General features: G+C 44.5%; 20 protein-coding genes and 1 pseudogene. 18 read left to right on the top strand and 3 right to left on the bottom strand.

The genetic code is table 11. The features are described from left to right. Positions 1–161 precede the first annotated feature (161 nt). From BLR82_RS09195 to dhaM, 5 genes are all read left to right on the top strand, one after another. Entirely contained in the window at positions 162–992 is an 831-nt protein-coding gene (locus BLR82_RS09195) for an MIP/aquaporin family protein (RefSeq protein WP_074598698.1), read from the top strand. Positions 993–1,005: 13 nt separating this feature from the next. Next, on the top strand, positions 1,006–2,499 hold the full coding sequence (glpK, locus tag BLR82_RS09190) for a glycerol kinase GlpK (protein WP_074598697.1): 1,494 nt from the start codon (positions 1,006–1,008) through the stop codon (positions 2,497–2,499). Between the two features lie 244 nt (positions 2,500–2,743). Further along, positions 2,744–3,739: a dihydroxyacetone kinase subunit DhaK gene (gene dhaK, locus BLR82_RS09185; protein ID WP_074598696.1), complete on the top strand. Its 996-nt coding sequence runs from the start codon at positions 2,744–2,746 to the stop codon at positions 3,737–3,739. 18 nt (positions 3,740–3,757) lie between these two features. Further along, the gene (dhaL, locus tag BLR82_RS09180) at positions 3,758–4,378 is read left to right on the top strand and encodes a dihydroxyacetone kinase subunit DhaL (RefSeq protein ID WP_074598695.1); all 621 of its coding nucleotides are present in this window, start codon (positions 3,758–3,760) and stop codon (positions 4,376–4,378) included. A 3-nt stretch (positions 4,379–4,381) separates the two neighbouring features. Beyond that, the gene (gene dhaM, locus BLR82_RS09175) at positions 4,382–4,753 is read left to right on the top strand and encodes a dihydroxyacetone kinase phosphoryl donor subunit DhaM (RefSeq protein ID WP_074598694.1); all 372 of its coding nucleotides are present in this window, start codon (positions 4,382–4,384) and stop codon (positions 4,751–4,753) included. Positions 4,754–4,999: 246 nt separating this feature from the next. Here dhaM and BLR82_RS09170 read toward each other — a convergent pair whose 3' ends face one another. After that, positions 5,000–5,851 carry a peptidoglycan endopeptidase gene (locus BLR82_RS09170; protein ID WP_074598693.1) on the bottom strand — a complete coding sequence of 284 codons (852 nt, stop codon included), beginning with the start codon at positions 5,849–5,851 and terminating at the stop codon, positions 5,000–5,002. 370 nt (positions 5,852–6,221) lie between these two features. Here BLR82_RS09170 and gloA2 point away from each other — a divergent pair. Beyond that, positions 6,222–6,605 (top strand): annotated as a pseudogene (gene gloA2, locus BLR82_RS09165) (SMU1112c/YaeR family gloxylase I-like metalloprotein). A gap of 119 nt (positions 6,606–6,724) precedes the next feature. Then, the gene (locus BLR82_RS09160) at positions 6,725–7,177 is read left to right on the top strand and encodes a hypothetical protein (RefSeq protein ID WP_245693741.1); all 453 of its coding nucleotides are present in this window, start codon (positions 6,725–6,727) and stop codon (positions 7,175–7,177) included. Positions 7,178–7,236: 59 nt separating this feature from the next. Here the strand turns inward: BLR82_RS09160 and BLR82_RS09155 are convergent, their stop codons facing one another. Next, the gene (locus BLR82_RS09155) at positions 7,237–7,707 is read right to left on the bottom strand and encodes a nucleoside deaminase (protein ID WP_074598691.1); all 471 of its coding nucleotides are present in this window, start codon (positions 7,705–7,707) and stop codon (positions 7,237–7,239) included. 176 nt (positions 7,708–7,883) lie between these two features. Between BLR82_RS09155 and BLR82_RS09150 the strand changes: the two genes are divergently transcribed. Continuing rightward, positions 7,884–8,690, top strand: a complete 807-nt coding sequence (locus BLR82_RS09150; protein ID WP_074598690.1) for an alpha/beta fold hydrolase — start codon at positions 7,884–7,886, stop codon at positions 8,688–8,690. Between the two features lie 295 nt (positions 8,691–8,985). Here BLR82_RS09150 and BLR82_RS09145 read toward each other — a convergent pair whose 3' ends face one another. Continuing rightward, positions 8,986–9,843 (bottom strand): MurR/RpiR family transcriptional regulator, encoded by an 858-nt coding sequence (locus tag BLR82_RS09145; protein ID WP_074598689.1) that lies wholly within the window; start codon positions 9,841–9,843, stop codon positions 8,986–8,988. A 239-nt stretch (positions 9,844–10,082) separates the two neighbouring features. Between BLR82_RS09145 and gntK the strand changes: the two genes are divergently transcribed. The 10 genes from gntK to uxaC all read left to right on the top strand — a co-directional run bounded on the left by gntK (position 10,083) and on the right by uxaC (position 21,192). After that, a complete protein-coding gene (gene gntK / locus BLR82_RS09140; RefSeq protein ID WP_074598688.1) occupies positions 10,083–11,630 on the top strand; it encodes a gluconokinase in 1,548 nt (515 codons plus the stop codon). A gap of 138 nt (positions 11,631–11,768) precedes the next feature. After that, complete coding sequence (locus BLR82_RS09135; RefSeq protein WP_074598687.1) at positions 11,769–13,118, top strand: GntP family permease; 1,350 nt, start codon at positions 11,769–11,771, stop codon at positions 13,116–13,118. Between the two features lie 27 nt (positions 13,119–13,145). After that, the gene (gnd, locus tag BLR82_RS09130) at positions 13,146–14,045 is read left to right on the top strand and encodes a phosphogluconate dehydrogenase (NAD(+)-dependent, decarboxylating) (protein WP_074598686.1); all 900 of its coding nucleotides are present in this window, start codon (positions 13,146–13,148) and stop codon (positions 14,043–14,045) included. A gap of 24 nt (positions 14,046–14,069) precedes the next feature. Beyond that, positions 14,070–14,714 (top strand): bifunctional 4-hydroxy-2-oxoglutarate aldolase/2-dehydro-3-deoxy-phosphogluconate aldolase, encoded by a 645-nt coding sequence (locus BLR82_RS09125; protein ID WP_074598685.1) that lies wholly within the window; start codon positions 14,070–14,072, stop codon positions 14,712–14,714. An 18-nt stretch (positions 14,715–14,732) separates the two neighbouring features. After that, positions 14,733–14,939, top strand: a complete 207-nt coding sequence (locus BLR82_RS09120; RefSeq protein ID WP_074598684.1) for a hypothetical protein — start codon at positions 14,733–14,735, stop codon at positions 14,937–14,939. 129 nt (positions 14,940–15,068) lie between these two features. Then, positions 15,069–16,217: a galactonate dehydratase gene (dgoD, locus tag BLR82_RS09115; RefSeq protein WP_074598683.1), complete on the top strand. Its 1,149-nt coding sequence runs from the start codon at positions 15,069–15,071 to the stop codon at positions 16,215–16,217. 361 nt (positions 16,218–16,578) lie between these two features. Continuing rightward, the gene (locus BLR82_RS09110; protein WP_074598682.1) at positions 16,579–17,268 is read left to right on the top strand and encodes a GntR family transcriptional regulator; all 690 of its coding nucleotides are present in this window, start codon (positions 16,579–16,581) and stop codon (positions 17,266–17,268) included. A 210-nt stretch (positions 17,269–17,478) separates the two neighbouring features. Further along, on the top strand, positions 17,479–18,618 hold the full coding sequence (locus BLR82_RS09105) for a Gfo/Idh/MocA family protein (RefSeq protein ID WP_074598681.1): 1,140 nt from the start codon (positions 17,479–17,481) through the stop codon (positions 18,616–18,618). Positions 18,619–18,660: 42 nt separating this feature from the next. Beyond that, the gene (locus BLR82_RS09100) at positions 18,661–19,764 is read left to right on the top strand and encodes a Gfo/Idh/MocA family protein (RefSeq protein ID WP_074598680.1); all 1,104 of its coding nucleotides are present in this window, start codon (positions 18,661–18,663) and stop codon (positions 19,762–19,764) included. 27 nt (positions 19,765–19,791) lie between these two features. Continuing rightward, the gene (gene uxaC / locus BLR82_RS09095) at positions 19,792–21,192 is read left to right on the top strand and encodes a glucuronate isomerase (RefSeq protein ID WP_139186925.1); all 1,401 of its coding nucleotides are present in this window, start codon (positions 19,792–19,794) and stop codon (positions 21,190–21,192) included. Positions 21,193–21,204 lie beyond the last annotated feature (12 nt).

Raw genomic sequence — 21,204 nt, 5'->3', positions numbered from 1 at the left:
TGGTGTAAGGTTAAGACAACAAGTTAACGATGTGATGGAGATTCGGAGACCCACACGACAATGGTACTTCTCAGGAGAAGTGCGTCAATTGGAGTGTGGGTCTTTTTGTGCTCAATTAAACATCGTTTACTAGGTTAATAGAGGATAAAGGGGTGCTGGAGATGTCCGAATTTTTAGCGGAACTGATAGGTACTATGATTTTGATTATTTTTGGCGGTGGCGTTGTCGGGGGAGTCGTACTAAAAAACACAAAGGCGGAAGGCGCTGGCTGGATTGTCATTACAGTTGGATGGGGTCTTGCTGTGGCAATGGGCGTTTATGCGGTCGGCAACGTATCAGGAGCGCATATCAACCCGGCGGTAACATTAGGCTTTGCTGCAGTAGGTGAGTTTCCATGGTCTAAAGTGCCGATGTATATTACGGCGCAAATGTTGGGAGCGTTTATTGGCGGTGTGATTGTTTTCTTGAATTACCTGCCGCATTGGAAAGCGACAAAAGATACTGGTGCCAAACTCGGTGTGTTTTCTACCGATCCGGCAATACGCAGTCCGTTTTCCAACCTGGTAAGTGAAATCATCGGTACTTTTGTACTTGTCATGGGTCTTTTGTTTATCGGTGCTAACGAGTTTACCGAAGGATTGAATCCATTAATAGTCGGTGCGTTGATTGTAGCAATCGGAATGTCGCTTGGAGGTACAACCGGTTATGCCATCAACCCAGCCCGAGACCTTGGCCCACGGATTGCTCACGCACTGCTTCCGATACCGGGAAAAGGTGGATCTGACTGGAGTTATTCCTGGATTCCGGTTCTTGGCCCGATTTTGGGAGGTATTTATGGAGCAGTCTTCTATCGTGCCATTTTTGTAAGCGATTTTTCGGTCCTGTTTTGGGTGTTGAGCGCTGTGATGGCTGTAATCTTGATCGGAGCGGCCAATGCAGAATTGAAAAAAGGGGAAACCACTGCTGATAAAGTGGAGGAAAAAATATCTTAAGGGGGATTTTATCATGAGTGAAACATATATTTTGTCATTAGATCAAGGGACAACAAGCTCAAGAGCAATACTGTTCAATCATAAAGGGGAAATTGTGGAAACGGCACAAAAAGAATTTGAACAATTTTTCCCTCAACCAGGCTGGGTGGAACACGATGCCAATGAAATATGGACCTCTGTTCTTGCCTGTATGTCGGAAGTATTGCGGAAGGCAGATGCGGAACCTTCCCAGGTAGCCGGTATTGGAATTACCAACCAACGTGAAACAGCTGTAGTATGGGATAAGAATACTGGAAAGCCGATTTATAAAGCGGTTGTCTGGCAATCACGTCAAACCCAGGAAATTTGCAATGAGCTGAAAGAGCAGGGCTATAACGACTTGTTCCGCGAAAAAACCGGTCTATTGATTGACCCATATTTTTCCGGGACCAAAGTGAAATGGATTCTTGATAATGTGGAAGGCGCACGGGAAAAAGCCGATAATGGAGACTTGCTGTTCGGTACGATCGACTCCTGGCTTGTTTACAAGTTATCTGGTGGCAAAGCCCATATTACTGATTACTCCAACGCTTCAAGAACCTTGATGTTCAATATTTACGATCTTAAGTGGGATGAAGAATTGCTGGAAATTTTGACCGTGCCGAAAAGCATGCTGCCGGAAGTGAAGCAATCCTCGGAAGTATATGCAAAAACAGTAGATTACCACTTCTTTGGAGAAGAAGTGCCGATCGCCGGTATCGCTGGTGACCAGCAAGCGGCTTTGTTCGGTCAGGCTTGTTTTGAAGAGGGAATGGCGAAAAATACTTACGGAACTGGTTGTTTTATGTTGATGAATACTGGAGAAAAGGGGGTAGTATCCGAACATGGTCTGTTAACGACACTTGCCTGGGGCGTTGATGGAAAAGTGGAATATGCCCTTGAAGGAAGTATTTTTGTAGCCGGATCTGCCATTCAGTGGCTGCGGGATGGATTGAAAGTAATCAACGACTCTCCAGAGAGTGAAGCTTATGCCAAAAATGTAGATTCGACAGACGGGGTCTACTTCGTACCGGCATTTGTCGGACTCGGCACTCCATATTGGGATAGTGATGCACGCGGTGCTGTCTTTGGATTGACACGCGGTACGACAAAAGACCACTTTATTCGGGCCACCTTGGAATCACTTGCTTATCAGACAAAAGATGTTGCCGATGTGATGAGCAAGGACTCTGGTATTGATTTGACCAAACTTCGCGTGGATGGCGGAGCAGTTAAAAATGATTTCTTGATGCAGTTCCAAAGCGATATTCTCGATGTACCGGTAGAACGTCCAGTCGTTCAAGAAACCACTGCATTGGGTGCGGCTTATTTGGCAGGACTGGCAGTAGGTTACTGGAAGGATAAACAGGAAATCGCTAAACAATGGCAGAATGAGCGCACTTTTGATCCTGCTTTGCCGGAAGAGAAGAGTAAAAAGCTTTACGATGGCTGGAAAAAAGCAGTGGAAGCAACTCGTACATTCAAATAAGAAATGGTAAGGCTGGGGCCGGGTTTTCGAGATGCCGAAAGCCTCGGATAGCACCATGGTTATGGGACCGGTTTATCGATATGTACAATTTCGATTAATTGGTCCCATCTTTTTAAAAAAATGTCGGAATTTATCGGTTTCTGTCGGAAAAAACCCTCTCTTAGTAAAGGATTTCTGTACGGATATAACGAAGAATTAAAAATAGGGCGATAGTGAAGTGAAAATAATAAAGGAGTGACGCACAATGAAGAAGATTATCAATGATCCTAACCAGGTAGTACTTGATATGGTGAAGGGGATCGCGGCTGCTTATCCTGACAGTCTCAAGCATCTTCCGGATACGATGGTACTTGCACGGAAGCAGCCAGCTGGAACTGAAAAAGTAGGATTGGTAAGCGGAGGCGGCAGTGGTCATGAACCAGCCCATGCCGGATATATTGGCGAAGGTATGTTGGATGCAGCTGTATCTGGAGAAGTTTTTACCTCTCCCACTCCCGACCAGGTTTTTGAAGCAATAAAAGCAGTCGACAATGGTGCTGGTGTTTTCTTGGTTGTCAAAAACTATACGGGAGATGTCCTGAATTTCGAAATGGCCGCGGAGCTCGCCGAAGCAGAAGGGATAAAGGTCGACCATGTAGTGGTAAATGATGATGTAGCAGTTGAGGACAGCTCGTTTACTTCCGGAAGACGAGGCATTGCTGGTACGGTCTTTGTCCATAAAATAGCCGGTGCCAAAGCAGAAGCAGGTGGTTCGCTGGAAGAAGTGAAATCGGTGGCGGAGAAAACGGTAGCCAATGTGCGCTCGATGGGAATGGCGCTCAGTTCCGGCACGGTTCCTGCTGCAGGCAAACCAGGTTTTCAATTGGCGGATGATGAAATGGAGATTGGAATCGGAATACATGGGGAACCTGGAATAGAGAGAAAAGCAATTGCATCTGCCGATGAAATTGCCGAGGAATTGACCAACCAGGTTTTGGCTGATATCGATTTTGCCGCTGGAGAAGAAGTAGCTGTCATGATCAATGGACTTGGAGCAACCCCAGAAATGGAATTGTACATTCTCAATGGAAAAGTACAAGAATTGCTGGCGGAAAAAAATATACGTGTCTACAAAACCTTTGTAGGTGAATATATGACATCTTTGGAGATGGCGGGATGCTCGGTGACCCTGTTAAAACTGGATGGGGAATTGAAAGAATTGCTGGACGCACCGTCCCAGGCCCCAGCGTTTAAGATGTAATAGAAAGGAGCATGCAGGATGGAGTTACAACCGCAGGAAATAAAACAGTGGCTGTTACAGGCCAATCAACTTTTTCAGGAAAACAAGGACTATTTGACTTCGCTTGATCAGGCTATCGGTGATGGAGACCACGGTATCAATATGGCACGCGGGTTTCAGGAGGTCAAAAATAAAATAGAACCTGCCGAATATACCAACGTCAGTGACGTATTGAAAGATACGGCGATGACCTTGATGTCAAAAGTCGGAGGAGCTTCTGGTCCATTGTTCGGTACCGCCTTCCTAAAATTGTCCACCAGCTTGAAAGGGGTAGACAATGCAGATTTTCAGCATTTTGCCGATGGTATTTCGGCAGCCGCAGAAGGGTTGAAGCAAAGAGGGAAGGCAGAGCAAGGCGAAAAAACCATGATTGATGTCTGGCTGCCAATGGCTGAATTTTTACAGTCACAGAGCGAATTTTCCGGTGAAGAAATCGAATCGAAGGCAAAATCGGCTATGGAAGCCACGAAAGATATGTCTGCCAAAAAAGGAAGAGCTGCCTACTTGGGAGACCGTTCTGTCGGCCATCTGGATCCTGGTTCGGTTTCCTCCTATTATTTATTTTCGACGCTCGCTGAGATAATCAAAAAGGGAGTGTAATCAATGGATCAGACAGGTATCGTTTTGATTTCCCACAGTGCCAAAATCGTAGAAGGAGTCAAGGATCTAATCCGTCAGGTGAATTCGGATGTGCCAATTGAATTAGCAGGAGGTACCGACGACGGAGATATCGGAACCAGTATCGAAAAAATCCAGGCTGCTATCGAGAACGCGCATAGTCCAAAAGGTGTCCTGCTAATTTTTGATATTGGCAGTGCCAAGATGAACGCTGAAATGGCTGTAGAAATGTCGGAATATGACCAAGTAGAAATCGCCGATGTCCCAATAGTTGAAGGTGCTTATGTAGCTGCTGTAGAGTCTGGGATGGGCAAATCCGTTGCAGAGATAATGGAAACATTAAGGAAGAACTTTTAAGGATATGAAGCTGCCCTCAAGAAGAAATTCTTATAGGGGCAGCTTTTCTATGATTAAAAGAAGAGACTAGACGGTTTCGATTAGATGAACTTTCTTTCTCTATCCTACTAAAAAAATTTGAAAAAAGTGTTTAGGTTGAGGAGATGGGGGTATAAGTACTATAACAAACCTTATGTTGGTCAGGAATCAGGATTCTGCAAAATAAAAAAACAGACCGGAAAGTTCCGATCTGTTTTTACAGAATAATTACATACGTCCGTATCCAGCGAAGTGGCTGTTCCAATATGGATTGCTGACGCTAGTCATTTGTACACCGCTAGAGCTTGCATGAACGAACTGATTGTTGCCGGCATAGAAACCAACGTGGGAAATACCGGATTTATACGTGCCTTTAAAGAAAATCAAATCGCCAGGCTGCGGATTGCTTACCTTTGTAGATTGGTTGTAAAGGTTCGCTGCAGACGTACGACCGAAACTATTACCAGCTTGCTTGCTTACATAGTAGATGAATCCGCTGCAGTCAAATCCGCTTGGAGACGCGCCGCCCCATACATATGGAGTACCGACATGCTTTTTCGCTTCGTTGACAAGGGCTGAACCATTGTTGCCGCTAGTTGAAACGCTGGCAGATTTTACTTTAGTTTCTTTCTCGCTAACTTTTTCACTTGAATTGGAGGACGCTTGGCTAGAACTGGAAGATCCGCTGACTTTAAGCGTCTGACCAGTAACAATCAAATCAGAAGAAAGGTTATTCCAGCTTTTCAGATTGCTTACCGATACGCCATGATCCTTTCCGATTGCCCATAAAGTATCACCAGATTTAACTTTGTACGTTGTGGCACTTGACGAAGAAGCACTGGACTTACTGCTGCTTTCGCCGTCACCAGTTTCGATTACCTGGTTCGGATAGATGATCGTGCCGGATATATTATTAGTAGATTGTAGATTTTGTACAGTAGTATTATATTTTTGTGAAATGCTCCACAAAGTATCCCCGCTTTGCACTTTATAGGAAGAAGCTTCCACACTTGTTGTAAAAGCTGATGCCAAAACCACAGTTGCCGCTACAGAAAATAATGTTTTGTTAGACTTTCTCAATTCTTCCACTCCCTGATAATGTTTAAGATTAATTTTCCTCTGCCATTCGCAAAAGAAAAGATAATGAAGAGTCACAAAGCAAAGTTACGTGGTTACTATTTTTTCTCTCTTTTGGAGAACTGGATACAGTATAGCATGGATTTGCCAACTGAGAAGGGATGTAATAGAACTGTAAAGGATTTTAATCTAGCTGTTAAATAAGGAAATGGTAGAAAAGATTGCCAATTGCCTGATGTGTCGGGGTATATTGGGTGTTTCACAAGCAATATGGCAAGTTTCTTTAATCTTTCTGTAACCTTATTTTTCCCATTTTTGATAGAATTGGACAAGAAAGGGTAGTAGTAAAGTCATTTATATCAGGGGGGAGAACATGTTTAATAGAGTTCATCATACCGCCATCATCTGCTCTGATTACCAGCGCTCCAAGTACTTTTATACAGATAAATTAGGTATGGAAATCATCAAGGAAACCTATCAATCTCACAGAGGCACATATAAGTTGGATTTGGCATTGAATGGGGACTACGTCATTGAACTGTTCGGTTTTCCGGATGCGCCTGAAAGGCCAAGTTACCCGGAAGCTTGCGGTTTGCGGCATCTTGCATTGGAAGTAGACCGTCTGTAAACGACAATCGAAGAACTACAGGCAAGGGGTATAGAGACGGAAAGAGTTCGGATCGATCCTACAACTGGAAAGAAATTCACTTTTTTTACTGACCCCGACCAACTTCCCATTGAGCTTTATGAAAAGTGAAGGGGGACTCGACTCCTTCCTTAAAAGCAGTGGTTGTGCCTATCCTTTCTGAGGTAATAATTGCCTTGCAGGCAGAATAATATAGCAGTATATGGTTGTTCAAGGAAGAAGGGTGTTCAGTGCGCAGAGGAATAAACCCACTAATCGTATTGGTGCTGATCCTGATGTTGATCCTTGGTATAACTGGAATAGTGTATTTCTTACCGAATCGGCAGGCAAAAGCAGTAGTGGATAGCTTCTATACCTATGAACAACAGGGAATGTTTGCAGAATCTTATGCCCTGTTTCATCCACTAATGAAAGAAAAATTTGAAAAGGGTACTTATTTACAGGACCGGGCCCATGTATTCATGAATCATTTTGGTGTGGAAACCTTCACTTACTCATTAGGTGATACGGACAAAATAAAGGATTGGCAAATGGAAAAGGATTCGGAGCCGCTGTCTGTGGTATATAAAGTAACCGTCACTCAGAAGTTTCAAGGCAAATATGGAAATTTCAATATTGTGCAAGATGTGTTTGCTGCCAAGGATGATGGAGAATGGAGAGTGTTGTGGAACTATCAAAAATAGCATTCTGTTGGAACCGCCAAACAAGAAAGTGTCTTGTTTGGCAAGAAGAATCGTAGGCATCAATATTTTATTTTGTCTGGTTTGTCGTTCCATTCCTCGAATGGCCGATTTCTTTCTTCCAATGAGATTTCTTGAAATAAAATTTTTCGTTCATTAGGTGCTTTCTCGATTTCTTCATATATAAGAGCGTCGTCAAAGCCGGCTGCTGCTGCCAGTTTCTGATCGGCCGCATAGTAGACTTTTTCGATCCGGGCCCAGTAAATAGCCCCTAAACACATCGGACATGGTTCACAGCTGGTGTATAAAATACAATCAGACAATTGAAAAGTTTGTTTCGCCTGGCAGGCTTGGCGGATTGCTTGTATCTCTGCGTGGGCGGTAGGATCGTTGAACTTTGTGACAGTATTGGTTCCTTGACCGATAATGCTCCCATTTTTATCGGTGATAATCGCTCCGAAAGGTCCGCCCTTGTTTTCAACACTTTCGACTGCCAATTGAACTGCTTCATTTAAATATTTTTGTTTTCCCATTTTGTTCCTCCTATTTTTGTAGTTGGAAGCATGGCCTGATAGGTAGAAATCAACATTACATCAACTATTTTACATAGAAAAGAACATAAATGCTATATAGAGATAAGGTAATACCAGGTGTTTTGGTAGGTTTCATTTAGTTTAATAAATACAACCATATTAAAAGGAGAGCTGCTATGCCTTATATGAAGCTTGATGACGGGGCGGAATTGTACTATCGGGATCAGGGCGATGGGCAAACTGTCGTTTTTGTTCACGGTGTGATGATGAGCAGTAAGTTTTTTGAAAAGCAGTTTGACTATTTCAAGCAACGTTATCGGACAATTACTTTCGATTTGCGAGGGCACGGTGAATCGAGCAAAGTTCCTTATGGCCATACGGTCGCGAACTATGCAAAGGACTTGAAACAGTTCGTTGAAAAACTCGGGGTGAAAGAGGTCATTCTTGTCGGCTGGTCAATGGGAGCTTTTGTCGTATGGGACTATTTCAATCAATTTGGCAGTGAACATATTAAAGCGGTGACTATTGTTGATCAGTCCCCATCTGATTACATGTGGGATGGCTGGGAATACGGAGCATTCAATTTTGAAGCAATCAAAGGGGTCATGCAGGCTATCCAGGAAGATCAGCGATCCTTTAACAGTGAATTCATTTATGGAATGTTCAAGGAAAAACCCGATCCGGATCAACACCGGTGGATTCTCGAAGAGATGATGAAGCTGCCAGCAGCGATAGCGAGCACCATTGTATTCAACCAAACGGCAGTCGATTACCGGGAAACGCTCTCAAATGTCACTGTACCGACACTGATTTGTTTCGGTCGCGATGATACATTCTTTCCTGTGGCTGCGGGGGAATATATCCAGCAGCGTATTCCCGGTTCTAAGCTGGTAGCCTTTGAAAATAGCAGTCATTGTTTATTTTTGGAGGAGCCAGATACGTTTAATCGGGAATTAGATTTATTTTTTCAATCCTTAAAGTGAGAGGTTTCAAAAGAAGGAATGTCGCCTGGTAGGTATGGGCGGTATTCCTTTTCATTTTGAATAGTTGTTTTCATATAAGTCCTTCATTGAGTCGATGAAAATCAAATTCAGGCATATATGGAAGAAAAACCCTTCATTTAGGTCGAGCTGTTAATCTGATGTAACAGAAGATAGTAAAAAAAGATCAGCCAATTTTAGCTGATCTTTTCCTATAATAGAAGAAGTATGAAACCTTACTTTAATTGCCGATGAAAATCGAAATACTTCACTCTGCTTAATTACGCTCTTTTTCTTATCACATTCGCTTTCTCGATATTGCATTGCGCATTTGAGTTAGCGCTTGTTTTGATTGATCCGCTTTTTTGATACTGTAATTTACATACAGCGCGTCAATCAAGGATAATTCCGCGATTCGGGAGGATAATGCTTCCGACCGGAATTCGGTTTCTTGGGATGCTGTATAGAGGCAGACATCAACCAGCTTGTTCAACGGAGACTTGGCATAATTGGTGATTCCGATTGTCTGCACATTGTTTTCGATTGCTAGTTCAACAACTTCGAGCAAATCCTTATTCGCTCCTGTATGGGAGATAAAGACGGCGGTGTCATTTTTGGTTAACTGGGATACTGCCATTAATTGCATGTGGGTATCGGTTTGGGCATAACTCGGGAGTCCTGTCCGCATGAACTTATGCTGTCCGTCCAGCGCTACGATTCCAGAACCGCCATTTCCGTAAAAATGGACTTGATTTGATTGGACAAGCAGCTGTACCGCTTCTTGAAAATTGCCCGAGTCCTGTACTTCCCGTGTGTACTCTAAAGCATTTATGTTTGATTGAAAGACCTTTTGTACGATCTCCAATTCCGAGTCTTCCACGCTGATGGTTTCATGAATATCCTTAATTGGATTGACAATTTCCGATGCCAGTGCAATTTTTAACGCTTGATAGCCTTTAAATCCGAGACGTTTGCAAAATCGGAACACGGTGGCATCTGCAACATTCAAATCATCGGAAACCTGATTGATGGTGGAATGGATGATGCTGGCAGGCTGGTCCAGTATATAATCGGCTATTTGCTTTTCTTTATCACTAAGCTGTTGATAGATCGAACGGACCCTTCTGGTTACGCTTACATTTTGAGTTTCAACCACGACTGTTCCTCCCTGTGAATCTCTTTTCTATTATACTAAAGGAATTTTTTTTAATAATAAAGAGAAAAACATGAAAAAATATTTCTTTCGGGGCTTGATGCGAAAAAAATTTCATGTATAATTGGTAACCGAGAAAAATATTTTCTTGAACAAATACATGCTTATTTAGGGAAAAGATAACATAGCGACCAATTGAAAGCGCTCTACTTTATGAATGTTTTAAGAATGGAGGAAATCCGATGAGTGAGCAAGTAGTCATAGCCATCGATATCGGGACAACGAGTACAAAAATTCTCGCATACGATAAGGCCGGAAATACTTGGGCGGAAGAAGAACAGGAATACCCGCTTTACACCCCACATCCTGGCTGGAAAGAACAAGATCCGGAAGAAATTTTTCAATCAATGAAAACCGCGCTTCGACTCGTTTTGAAAGCGGTTGAAGAAAAGGACGGAATTCCTGGTGGTGTCGGCTTTAGCGCAGCAATGCATAGCTTAATCGCCATGGATGAAAGCGGTAACCCGCTGACAGGGTCGCTCACCTGGGCGGACCAGCGGTCGGTAGAAGAAACCGAAGAACTGAAAAATGGAGAAGGACATGCAATTTACCTGCGGACCGGAACCCCGATCCATCCAATGTCTCCGCTGACTAAATTGCTTTGGTTCCGTAAACATGATTCGGATACTTTTGAAAGGGCTTCAAAATGGATTTCAATTAAAGAATATGTGTTTTATCGCTTGTTTGACAGGTACATTGTCGATTACTCCATTGCCTCTGCAACCGGCCTTTTCAACTTGGAACAGCTTGATTGGGATGAAAAAGCACTTGCATTAACTGGTATAAGTAAAAAGCAGCTATCCAATCCTGTTCCGACCACTCATCTGGTCAGTGGATTAAGCGTTGAAAGTGCAAAAGAGCTTGGGCTGCCAGCAGACATTCCGTTTGTCATCGGTGCCAGTGACGGTGTCCTCGCCAATTTAGGAGTAGGAGCGATTGAACCAGGTTCTGTAGCATGTTCGATCGGCACGAGCGGTGCCATACGTACAGTGGTTTCCAAACCATCTGTCGATCCGAAAGGAAGAATATTCTGTTATGCGTTGACGGACGACCAGTGGGTGATCGGCGGCCCGATCAATAATGGCGGGATTACGTTTCGCTGGGCCAGGGATAATCTGTTCCCAGATATAAAAAAACAGGCAAAGCAAGCCGGTAGAGACCCGTATGATGACCTGGCAGCAATTGCTTCCAAGGTCAAACCAGGATCAGATGGCCTGCTGTTTTTCCCTTACTTGACCGGGGAACGGGCTCCATACTGGAACGCTGACACGAAGGGGGTATTTTTTGGACTGACCTTGGATCATAGCCGAGATCAAATGATTCGCAGTGTGCTGGAGGGAGTTATATTCCAAATGTACACGGTGGTCATCGCCTTGATTGAGGCTGGAGTTGAACCGGTGGAATTCCGTGCCAATGGTGGTTTCGCCCGTTCGGAGTTATGGAGGCAGATTATGGCTGACATATTCGAAACCGAGATTATAGTTCCTGAAAGTCATCAATCCTCTTGTATGGGGGCAGCATGGCTGACGATGTACAAGCTTGGAATGGTTGAGCGGTTATCCGATATCAAAGAATTGGTCAAAACAAAGGTAAAACATGCACCAGTAAAAGCGAACAGTGATGCATACAACAAATTGAAGCCGTTGTTTATTCGCCTGGCTCGCGATTTACAGAGTGATTTCGGTGTTATGGCAGATATTCAGCGCCAATTTGCTGAAGAACAAACGTAAAGATAGTTTAAGGGAGAAGAAACTGCCGAAAGAGCCTGCCGGGACAGAGAATTGTTCCGACGGTTTCTTTTGAAAAGAATAGTAAACGCTTCCTCATAACGAAAGGAAGCAACATTACATGAAAAAAGGGGAATGTATATGACATCTACACCAGGATTAATTATTGTAGCAGTATTAGCAGTCGTATTATTGTTATTTTTAGTAATGCGAACCAAATTGCAGGCATTTATCGCACTATTGGTTGTCAGTTTGCTTGTAGGCTTGGCTGTGGGAATGTCGCCGGCCGACATAATTACTACTATCGAAGACGGAATGGGTGGAACGCTCGGTTTCATTGCTGTCATCATCGGTCTTGGAGCCATGTTCGGTGAAATGCTCCGTGTTTCCGGCGGTGCGGAACGTCTTGCTTTGACACTGATGGACAAATTCGGAGAAAAAAATATTTCTTGGGCTTTAGGCTTAACTGGTTTTATCGTTTCGATTCCTGTGTTTCTCGACGTCGCACTTGTTATTCTTGTTCCGATTATATACAGCTTGACACAAAAAACGAAAAAATCATTGCTTTATTTCGGAATTCCATTGATGGCTGGTCTGGCCGTAACACATTCATTCATACCACCTACACCGGGACCAATTTCCGTTGCCTCCTTGCTTGGAGCTGATTTGGGCTGGGTTATCTTGTTCGGCGCTCTTGCCGGTCTTCCTGCTATGATTTTGGCAGGCCCTGTGTTTGGTAAATATATCGCAAACAAAATTCATGTCGGTGTACCAGAATATATGATGGAACAAATGAAAGAAGTGGACTATGACCGTGAACTGCCAAGCTTTGGAAGCGTTGTATCGATCATCTTGCTTCCGTTGATTCTTATTTTGGTCAATACGACAGCTGATCTGGTTCTTGCAGAAGAAAGTACCGTAAGAGAAGTTTTGACATTTATCGGTCACCCATTTGTGGCATTGACGGTCGCTTCTTTACTGACGTTTTATATTTTCGGTTATAAAAGGGGATACAAAAAAGAAGAGATCCAGCAAATTACGACAAAAGCATTGGAACCTGCTGGCATTATCATCCTTGTAACTGGGGCCGGTGGAGTATTTGGTGAAATGCTTATTCAATCCGGAATCGGTGATATTTTAGCTGATGCCATGAAAGACGCCAATATGCCGTTGATTGTGTTTGCATTTATCACTGCTACTGTCGTGCGAATCGCACAAGGTTCTGCAACCGTTTCGATGATCACGGCGGCCGGATTGGTCTCACCATTGCTTGATTCTTTCAATGTCAGTGAGCCGATGTTAGGTTTGCTCGTTATTGCCATTGCCTCTGGTGCCACGGTCGTATCCCATGTTAATGACTCCGGATTCTGGCTCGTCAACCGTTATTTTGGCTTGACGGAGAAACAGACACTGAAATCCTGGACAGTCATGGAAACGATCATCGGTCTGGTCGGCTTTGGAGTCGCTCTCTTGCTAAGTTTGTTTGTTTAAGGTGAATCGAATGAAGGAGGAAACATCATGAAAATCGGATTGATCGGATTAGGAAAAATGGGATATGAGATTGGTTCACATATGCTCGAAAAAGGGCATGAAGTAACAGCTTATGATGTTGCTGAGGAGCAAGTAGATAAGTTCCGCCAGGAAGGTGGGAAAGGCGCGGATTCGTTAGCTGGGTTGATCGACAATTTGGAAACGCCGAGAACTATTTGGGTCATGGTCCCTGCCGGCGAAATCACGGAAGGCGTACTCAATGACTTGAAACCTTTGTTATCTAGTGACGATATCGTGATTGATGCAGGGAACTCCCATTACAAAGATACACTTGCTCAATATGAAAGCTTTAAGGAACAAGGGATTCACTTTTTCGATTGCGGTACGAGCGGGGGTGTATCCGGTGCGCGCAATGGAGCCTGTTTCATGGTCGGCGGTGATCAGCAAAAATTTGAGCGGATAGAACCTTTATTCAGAGAACTTGCAGTAGAGAATGGGTATCTGTACGCAGGAAAAGGCGGCAGCGGCCACTTTTTGAAGATGGTCCACAATGGAATTGAGTATGGTATGATGGCTGCAATTGGAGAAGGGTTCGAGATTCTGGAAAAAAGTCCTTTTGAATATGACTACCAGGCAGTTGCAAAGGTGTGGAACAATGGTTCTGTCATCAGAAGCTGGCTGATGGAACTGATGGAAGGTGCGTTTGCCAAGGATGCAAGACTTGATGATATCCGTGGTGTCATGAATTCCTCCGGAGAGGGTAAATGGACAGTGGAATCGGCCCTGGATTTCGAAACGGCTGCACCGGTTATCGCCCTTTCCCTTATGATGCGTTACCGCTCACAGGAAACAGATACATTCACTGGAAAAGTTGTTTCGGCATTGCGACATGAATTCGGCGGCCATTCGGTCGAAAAAAAGAAATAAGATTGTCGACGAGGAGGAAGGTACATGCGTAACGCTTTGGATATGGTAAAACAGGAAAAAATCGTCTCGATTATCCGGTTGGACCAAGCAGATCAAGTAGAGGAAGTAGCAAGAAGCCTCTATAGCGGTGGGATTAATATCATCGAAGTCACCATGAACACCCCGGGCGCTCTGGAAGCAATTCGCACCATAAACCAAATGCCGGAAGCGATACTTGCAGGAGCAGGCACTGTACTGGACGCTGCAGCAGCGAATGCTGCAATCCGTGCCGGCGCCCAGTTCTTGCTGGCTCCCACCTTGAATACGGAGACGATTAAAATGGGAAACCGTTACGGGGTACCGGTCATTCCCGGGGTGATGACACCGACGGAGGCTCTTACTGCTCATGAAGCTGGTGCCAGGATGGTCAAGGTTTTTCCTGTTCGTTCACTAGGACCGGCTTTTGCTAAAGACATGAAAGGACCGCTTCCACAGACAGAGTTGATGGCAGTAGGAGGCGTCTCAGCAGAAAATGCCGGGGAGTTTTTCCAGGCTGGCTGGGATGCCGTTGGTATTGGCGGTTCGCTGGTCAACTCGCAGCTCGTTAGGGAAAAACGCTATGATGAGATCGAAACAGCAGCTAAAAAATTGGTAGAGGCTAGAGATAAAGCGTTTCAGTCTTCGAAATAGAAAGCGGGGAGGGGAACTTTGCATAGTATTTTTATTGATACAGGCACAAGCAACTCCCGTATCAGGCTCCTGGACAATAGAAATGGAAAAATGAAAGACATGCGCAAACTTGCTGCAGGGGGAAAAAACGCTGCAGTGGCAGGGACCAACCAGTCCTTGAAGGATATACCTGGGTCATTGTCGGTGGATCTGATCCGCTTCGCAAGGCATTCTATCAGCTGTTAATCACGCATTTTTCCGAATGGCAAGTGATCGAAGCAACCGACGAGCAGGTAGACTGTTCTCCTGTCCTGGGTGCCTGGGAAATCGCTTCTGTAAAATTTCCAGAGTGAAATGAATAGAGGAGGAATCATTATGAAGATAACCGAATATGAGCTGTTTCAAGTACCGCCACGCTGGCTGTTTTTGAAGATCAGCACCGACGAAGGGATTGTCGGATGGGGAGAGCCTGTCATCGAAGGTAGAGCGCATTCCGTGAAAGCGGCTGTAGAGGAATTGATGGAATACTTAATCGGTAAAGACCCACTGCAAATCGAGGATCATTGGAACGTGATGTACCGGGCAGGTTTTTATCGAGGCGGCCCCATTTTAATGAGCGCCATTGCAGGTATCGACCAGGCATTATGGGATATAAAAGGGAAATTTTATAACGCCCCGATTCATCAGCTGATGGGCGGCCGCTGCCGGGATACCATCAAAGTATATTCATGGATCGGCGGCGACCGGCCATCCGATGTCGGAACAGCTGCCAAGCAGGCAGTCGATACAGGATTCACTGCAGTGAAAATGAATGGTACCGAAGAGTTGCAGTATATTGATTCTTATGAAAAAATCGACCAGGCGGTAGAGCGGGTGGCCGCTGTAAGAGATGCAGTCGGAAATGGAGTCGGCATCGGCATCGACTTTCACGGCAGGGTCCATAAACCAATGGCGAAAATTCTGGCAAAGGAATTGGAAGCCTATCGACCGATGTTTATTGAAGAGCCCGTGCTTTCGGAAAATGAGGAAGCTTTCAAGGAAATTGCCCGTCATACCCATATTCCGATTGCTACAGGTGAGCGGATGTTTTCTCGCTGGGATTTTAAAAATCTGCTGGCCGAGGGTTATGTCGATATAATTCAGCCGGATTTATCCCATGCAGGCGGCATAACGGAATGCAAAAAGATAGCATCGATGGCAGAAGCGTACGATGTGGCCCTTGCCCCACACTGCCCGCTGGGACCGATCGCTCTGGCAGCGTGTCTGCAGGTCGACGCCAGTTCGCATAATGCTTTCATCCAGGAACAAAGTCTTGGTATTCATTACAATAAAGAAAATGATATTCTGGATTATATCAAGGACCGCAGTGTGTTTGCCTATAAGGATGGCTATGTTGCCATTCCGGACGGTCCCGGTCTCGGCATAGAAGTCGATGAAGATTATGTGCGAGAACGTGCCAAAGACAGCCACAATTGGCGTAACCCAGTCTGGCGACATCAGGACGGAAGCCTCGCCGAATGGTAGGACAGCTTTATAATGATAAGCTTGTCAAGTGTCTCCAAGCCGATACAAAAATATATTGACTAATGCAAAAACCGAGCGATGATTCGAAATCTCATACATTCGAACTCGCCCGGTTTTTTATTTACAATAATCTGCAATTGGACTGAAAAAACAATGAAGGCAGGAAGGAGCTTGAGTAACACATCGGGTTAGGAAGCTGGAAATGAGGGGCATTAACGGATAAAAAGCTGATTAATGGCTTCATACAATCAAAACGAGCTAAGAGAGAAAAATATTGCATTAAAAAGTTGAAAAAATCGTTGATTCTCTATATAATTAATCTAACTACCATACTAGTATTATGGATTCGTTTTTCTAACTAATGGAGGTGGACACAATTTCTACAACCAAACGTGTCAACGGTTCAACGAGAGACTTTGTCTATGAAACAGTAAAGCAGCAAATAATCAACTGGGAATTAGAGCCGGGTACAAAGATTTCGGAAAAGGAAGTAGCTGAAAAACTGGAGGTAAGCCGGACTCCTGTCCGTGAGGCATTCATGAAGCTTGCACAGGAAGAACTGCTCGGTGTTTATCCGCAAAGTGGGACACGTGTCTCGCAAATCGATTTAAGCCTGGTGGAAGAAGGACGTTTTGTTAGGGAAAATATCGAAAGAGCTATCGTGAAAGAGGCCTGCAGCAAATTTGGTGAAGATCAATTATTTCAGTTAGAAACCAATTTAACGATGCAGGACCTTTGCCTGGAAAAAGGAACACATCACAGACTATTCGAGCTAGATGAAGCATTCCATCGCTTGTTGTTTGAAGGGAACGGCAAACTAAGGTCATGGGAAATGATAAGAAAAATGAACACTCATTTTGACCGGCTGCGTATGTTGAGACTAGCTTCCAATCCGGATTGGAATGTACTTGTTTCCCAACATAAAGATATCTTTGGTTACATTTCCAAGCAACAGGCGGATTTAGCGGAGGAAGCAATGAGAAAGCATTTGCATTTAGTCAACTTTGAGAAAGAAGAGTTAAAAGAACGCTATCCAAGCTATTTTAAATAAAGTTTTCAATCTGAAAAAGCGGAATAGAGGGTGGCTGTTTCTTTTTTTAGTAATTGAAAGCGGTCTCATCGTCTCGCTGTTAACAAGGATTTTTAGAAAGTGAACGAGGCCGATTCACCCTCTCACCCAACTAAACTAGTAGAGCTTTTCTGAACTGCATATTAATAGTATGCCTGTTGGTGAATAAAATGGAAAAGGAAGGGGTTTGTCATGATTCACGTTGCGATTATCGGGACAGGCGCGATTGCGCCTTCTCATATCAAAGGGTACTTGCAGTTTCCGGAAAGATGTAAAATCATAGCCGTTTGTGATCCGGATATTGAAAAGGCACAAAAAACAGTGAAAGCATTTGGTTTATCCGCCGAGGTTTATTCCGACTATCAGGAATTATCCAAGCTGTCGGAACTTGACCTTGTTTCTGTCTGTACACCCCCTTATACACACGCTTCCATATCGATCGATTTTTTAAAGCAAGGAAAGCATGTGTTAGTGGAGAAACCGATGGCTTCCTCCCTGGAAGAATGTGACGAGATGAATAAAGCGGCAGAAACCAGCGGGAAAATTCTGTCAGTTGTTGCCCAAAACCGTTTTCGTACCGCCATGATGAAAATGAAAGCGATCCTTGATAAAAACTTAATCGGTCAGGTGTTACATACCCAGGTCGATTCCTTTTGGTGGCGGGGTCACAGCTATTATGACTTATGGTGGAGAGGGACATGGGAAAAAGAAGGTGGCGGCTGTACACTGAATCATGCGGTACACCATATTGATATATTCCAATGGATGAATGGGCTCCCTGCCGAGATTACAGCTGTTTCCAGCAATACGGCTCATGACAATGCTGAAGTGGAAGACTTATCGATAGCAATCGGTCGTTACCAAAACGGTACCCTGGCCCAAATCACAAGTTCCGTTGTTCATCACGGGGAGGAGCAGCAATTGACTTTCCAGGGTAAAAACGCCCGGATTTCTTTTCCCTGGAAAGTAGCTGCCTCTCAATCAAAAGAAAATGGCTTTCCCCTTCAGGATTTAGAACTGGAAGAGAAAATTCAATCGGCATATAACCTGCTTCCCGACTTAGAATTCGAAGGGCATTCTGGTCAAATTCATGACGTGCTGACCAGTATCGAAGAGGGAAGACAAGTATTGGTTGATGGCAAACAGGGGCGGCAGACCCTCGAATTGATTATGGCAATCTATCAATCTGCTGCTTTACAGAAAACGGTTCCGCTTCCTTTGACAAAAGAAGACCCCTTTTACACTAGAGAGGGGATCATACAGCATGCTCCACGTTTTTACGAGAAAACGACATCTGTTCAGGGGTTTGATGATAATACCATTACAACATGAATTCAAAATCACTGGCTAAACGGAAAAGGAGGAGAGGGAGATATGAATAAGCAGGACGGAATGAATTATGCCCCTATAGGGAAGTCCGACCATGTGGTCAATCGGGGAGATTTTACGTTTGCCGCAGTTGGTTTGGATCATGGTCATATTTACGGCATGTGTAACGGATTGATTGAAGCGGGGGCCGAGTTGGTTGCTGTTTATGATCCAGACCCGGAAAAAGTGACCGCTTTTCAACAAAAGTTCCCAGGTGTAAAAGCTGCTTCATCCAAACAAGCTGTACTCGATAATCCGGAAATCCAGTTAGTGGCAAGTGCCAATATTCCAGCAGATCGCGGTCCTTTGGGGCTGGAAGTGCTGGATCACGGCAAGCATTATTTCACCGATAAGCCTGCCTTCACGACTCTGGAACAGGTAAAGGCCGCTCGCAGGAAAACGGCTGAAACAGGATTAAGATGGGGCATTTATTATAGCGAGCGTCTCCATGTCGAAAGTGCCGTTTATGCCGGACATTTAATTGAACAAGGAGCTATTGGGAAAGTTGTTCAGGTGATCGGTACGGGTCCGCACCGTGCCAATCCAGACAGCAGGCCTGATTGGTTCTTCGATCCGGAGCGGTTCGGCGGTATTTTATGTGATATCGGGAGCCATCAGATTGAACAATTTCTTCATTTTGCGGGAGCGGAAGATGCAAAAGTGCTGCATAGCAAAGTTGCTAACTATTCTTTCCCAGAACATCCAAAATTCCAGGATTTTGGCGATGCGACTCTCGTGGCTGACAATGGTGCCACCTTTTACTTTCGAGTGGATTGGCTGACCCCGGATGGCCTAGGCACATGGGGAGATGGCCGGGTATTTATTCTCGGGACAGAGGGGTACATCGAAATTCGGAAATATATCGACATCGCTAGAGACGCTACCTCGGATCATTTGTACTTAGTCAACCAGGGAGAAGAAAAACATTTCGAATTGAACGGCAAAGTGGGATTTCCTTTTTTCGGAGCATTCATCCTCGATTGTCTCAATGGGACGGAAAAGGCGATGACCCAGGAGCATGCTTTCAAAGCTGCTGAGTTATGTATTGAGGCTCAGAAAAAGGCTATGCATATCCATACAGATGCTGCAAAGCAAGCAGCTGGTAAATAAACCATTGAACAAGAAAAGGGGGATAAAGTGAAACCATTTATGGATGAAGATTTCCTGTTGGAAACCGAAACGGCAAAACAGCTATACCATGACTATGCAAAATCGATGCCCATTTTTGATTATCATTGCCATCTTACAGCACAGGAAATTGCTGAGGACAAACGTTTTTCCTCTATTACAGAGCTGTGGCTCGGAGGCGATCATTATAAATGGCGTGTCTTGCGAGCCAATGGTGTACCAGAGACACATGTAACAGGTGCGGCATCGGACCGTGAAAAATTCGATAAATGGGCGGAAACCGTCCCCCATTTGATCGGAAACCCGTTGTATCACTGGACCCATCTTGAATTAAAACGGTGTTTCGGCGTAACAGAGCCTTTATCTCCACAAACAGCTGACCGTATTTGGGAGGCATGCAATCGGAAAATACAATCGGATTCGTTCAGTGCGAGAGGAATCATCTCTTCTTTTAATGTAAAAGGACTGTGTACGACCGATGATCCTGTTGATTCGTTGGCTTACCATAAGCAAATAAGAGAGGACACAACGATTGATTGTAAGGTACTGCCGACATTCCGGCCGGATGGGGCCCTGAAAATTGAAAACTCCGGGTTCAAGAAGTGGGTGAATCAATTGGAGGCATCCTCCGGTGTCTCGATCGCCCGTTACCAGGACTTCCTGAAAGCGTTGCGAAAAAGGGTCGATTACTTTCATGAGGCAGGCTGCAGGCTGTCTGATCATGGATTGGATTCTCCTTTCTTTCTCGAGGTAACAGAGGAAAAAAGCGGTCAAATTTTCAAAAGAGCGCTTAATAACGAGCAAATCGATGAAAAGGAAACCGTCCAGTTTCGGACAGCGGTACTCATCCAGTTGGGAAGAATGTATGCTGAAAAGGGCTGGGCGATGCAGCTTCACATCGGCGGACTGCGTAACAACAACCAAAGGATGGAAGGCGAGATCGGACCGAATACGGGATTTGATTCGATTGCTGATTTCACGTATGCTTCCGACCTATCGAACTTTTTGAATGAACTGGATAAAACCGAAAGTTTGCCGAAAACCATCTTATATAATTTGAATCCGCGCGATAATTATATGATTGCCTCGATGGCAGGGAATTTCCATGGAGATGTACCCGGCAAAGTACAATTCGGCACTGCCTGGTGGTTCAATGACCATATAGAAGGAATGGAAAATCAAATGAAAACACTTGCTAATGTCGGGGTTTTCTCCCGATTTATCGGAATGCTGACAGATTCCCGCAGCCTGCTTTCCTATACGAGACATGAATATTTCAGAAGGATACTGACAAATTTGATCGGAAAATGGGTGGAGAACGGCGAGTTACCGGAAGACATCGAATGGATGGGCAAGGTGGTTCAGGATATTTCCTACAACAATGTTTGTGATTATTTAGACATAGATTGATAGATAAGGACG

The sequence above is a fragment of the Sediminibacillus halophilus genome (assembly GCF_900103695.1).
Taxonomy (GTDB): domain Bacteria; phylum Bacillota; class Bacilli; order Bacillales; family Amphibacillaceae; genus Sediminibacillus; species Sediminibacillus halophilus.
This window is presented reverse-complemented; position numbering and strand designations above follow the sequence as displayed.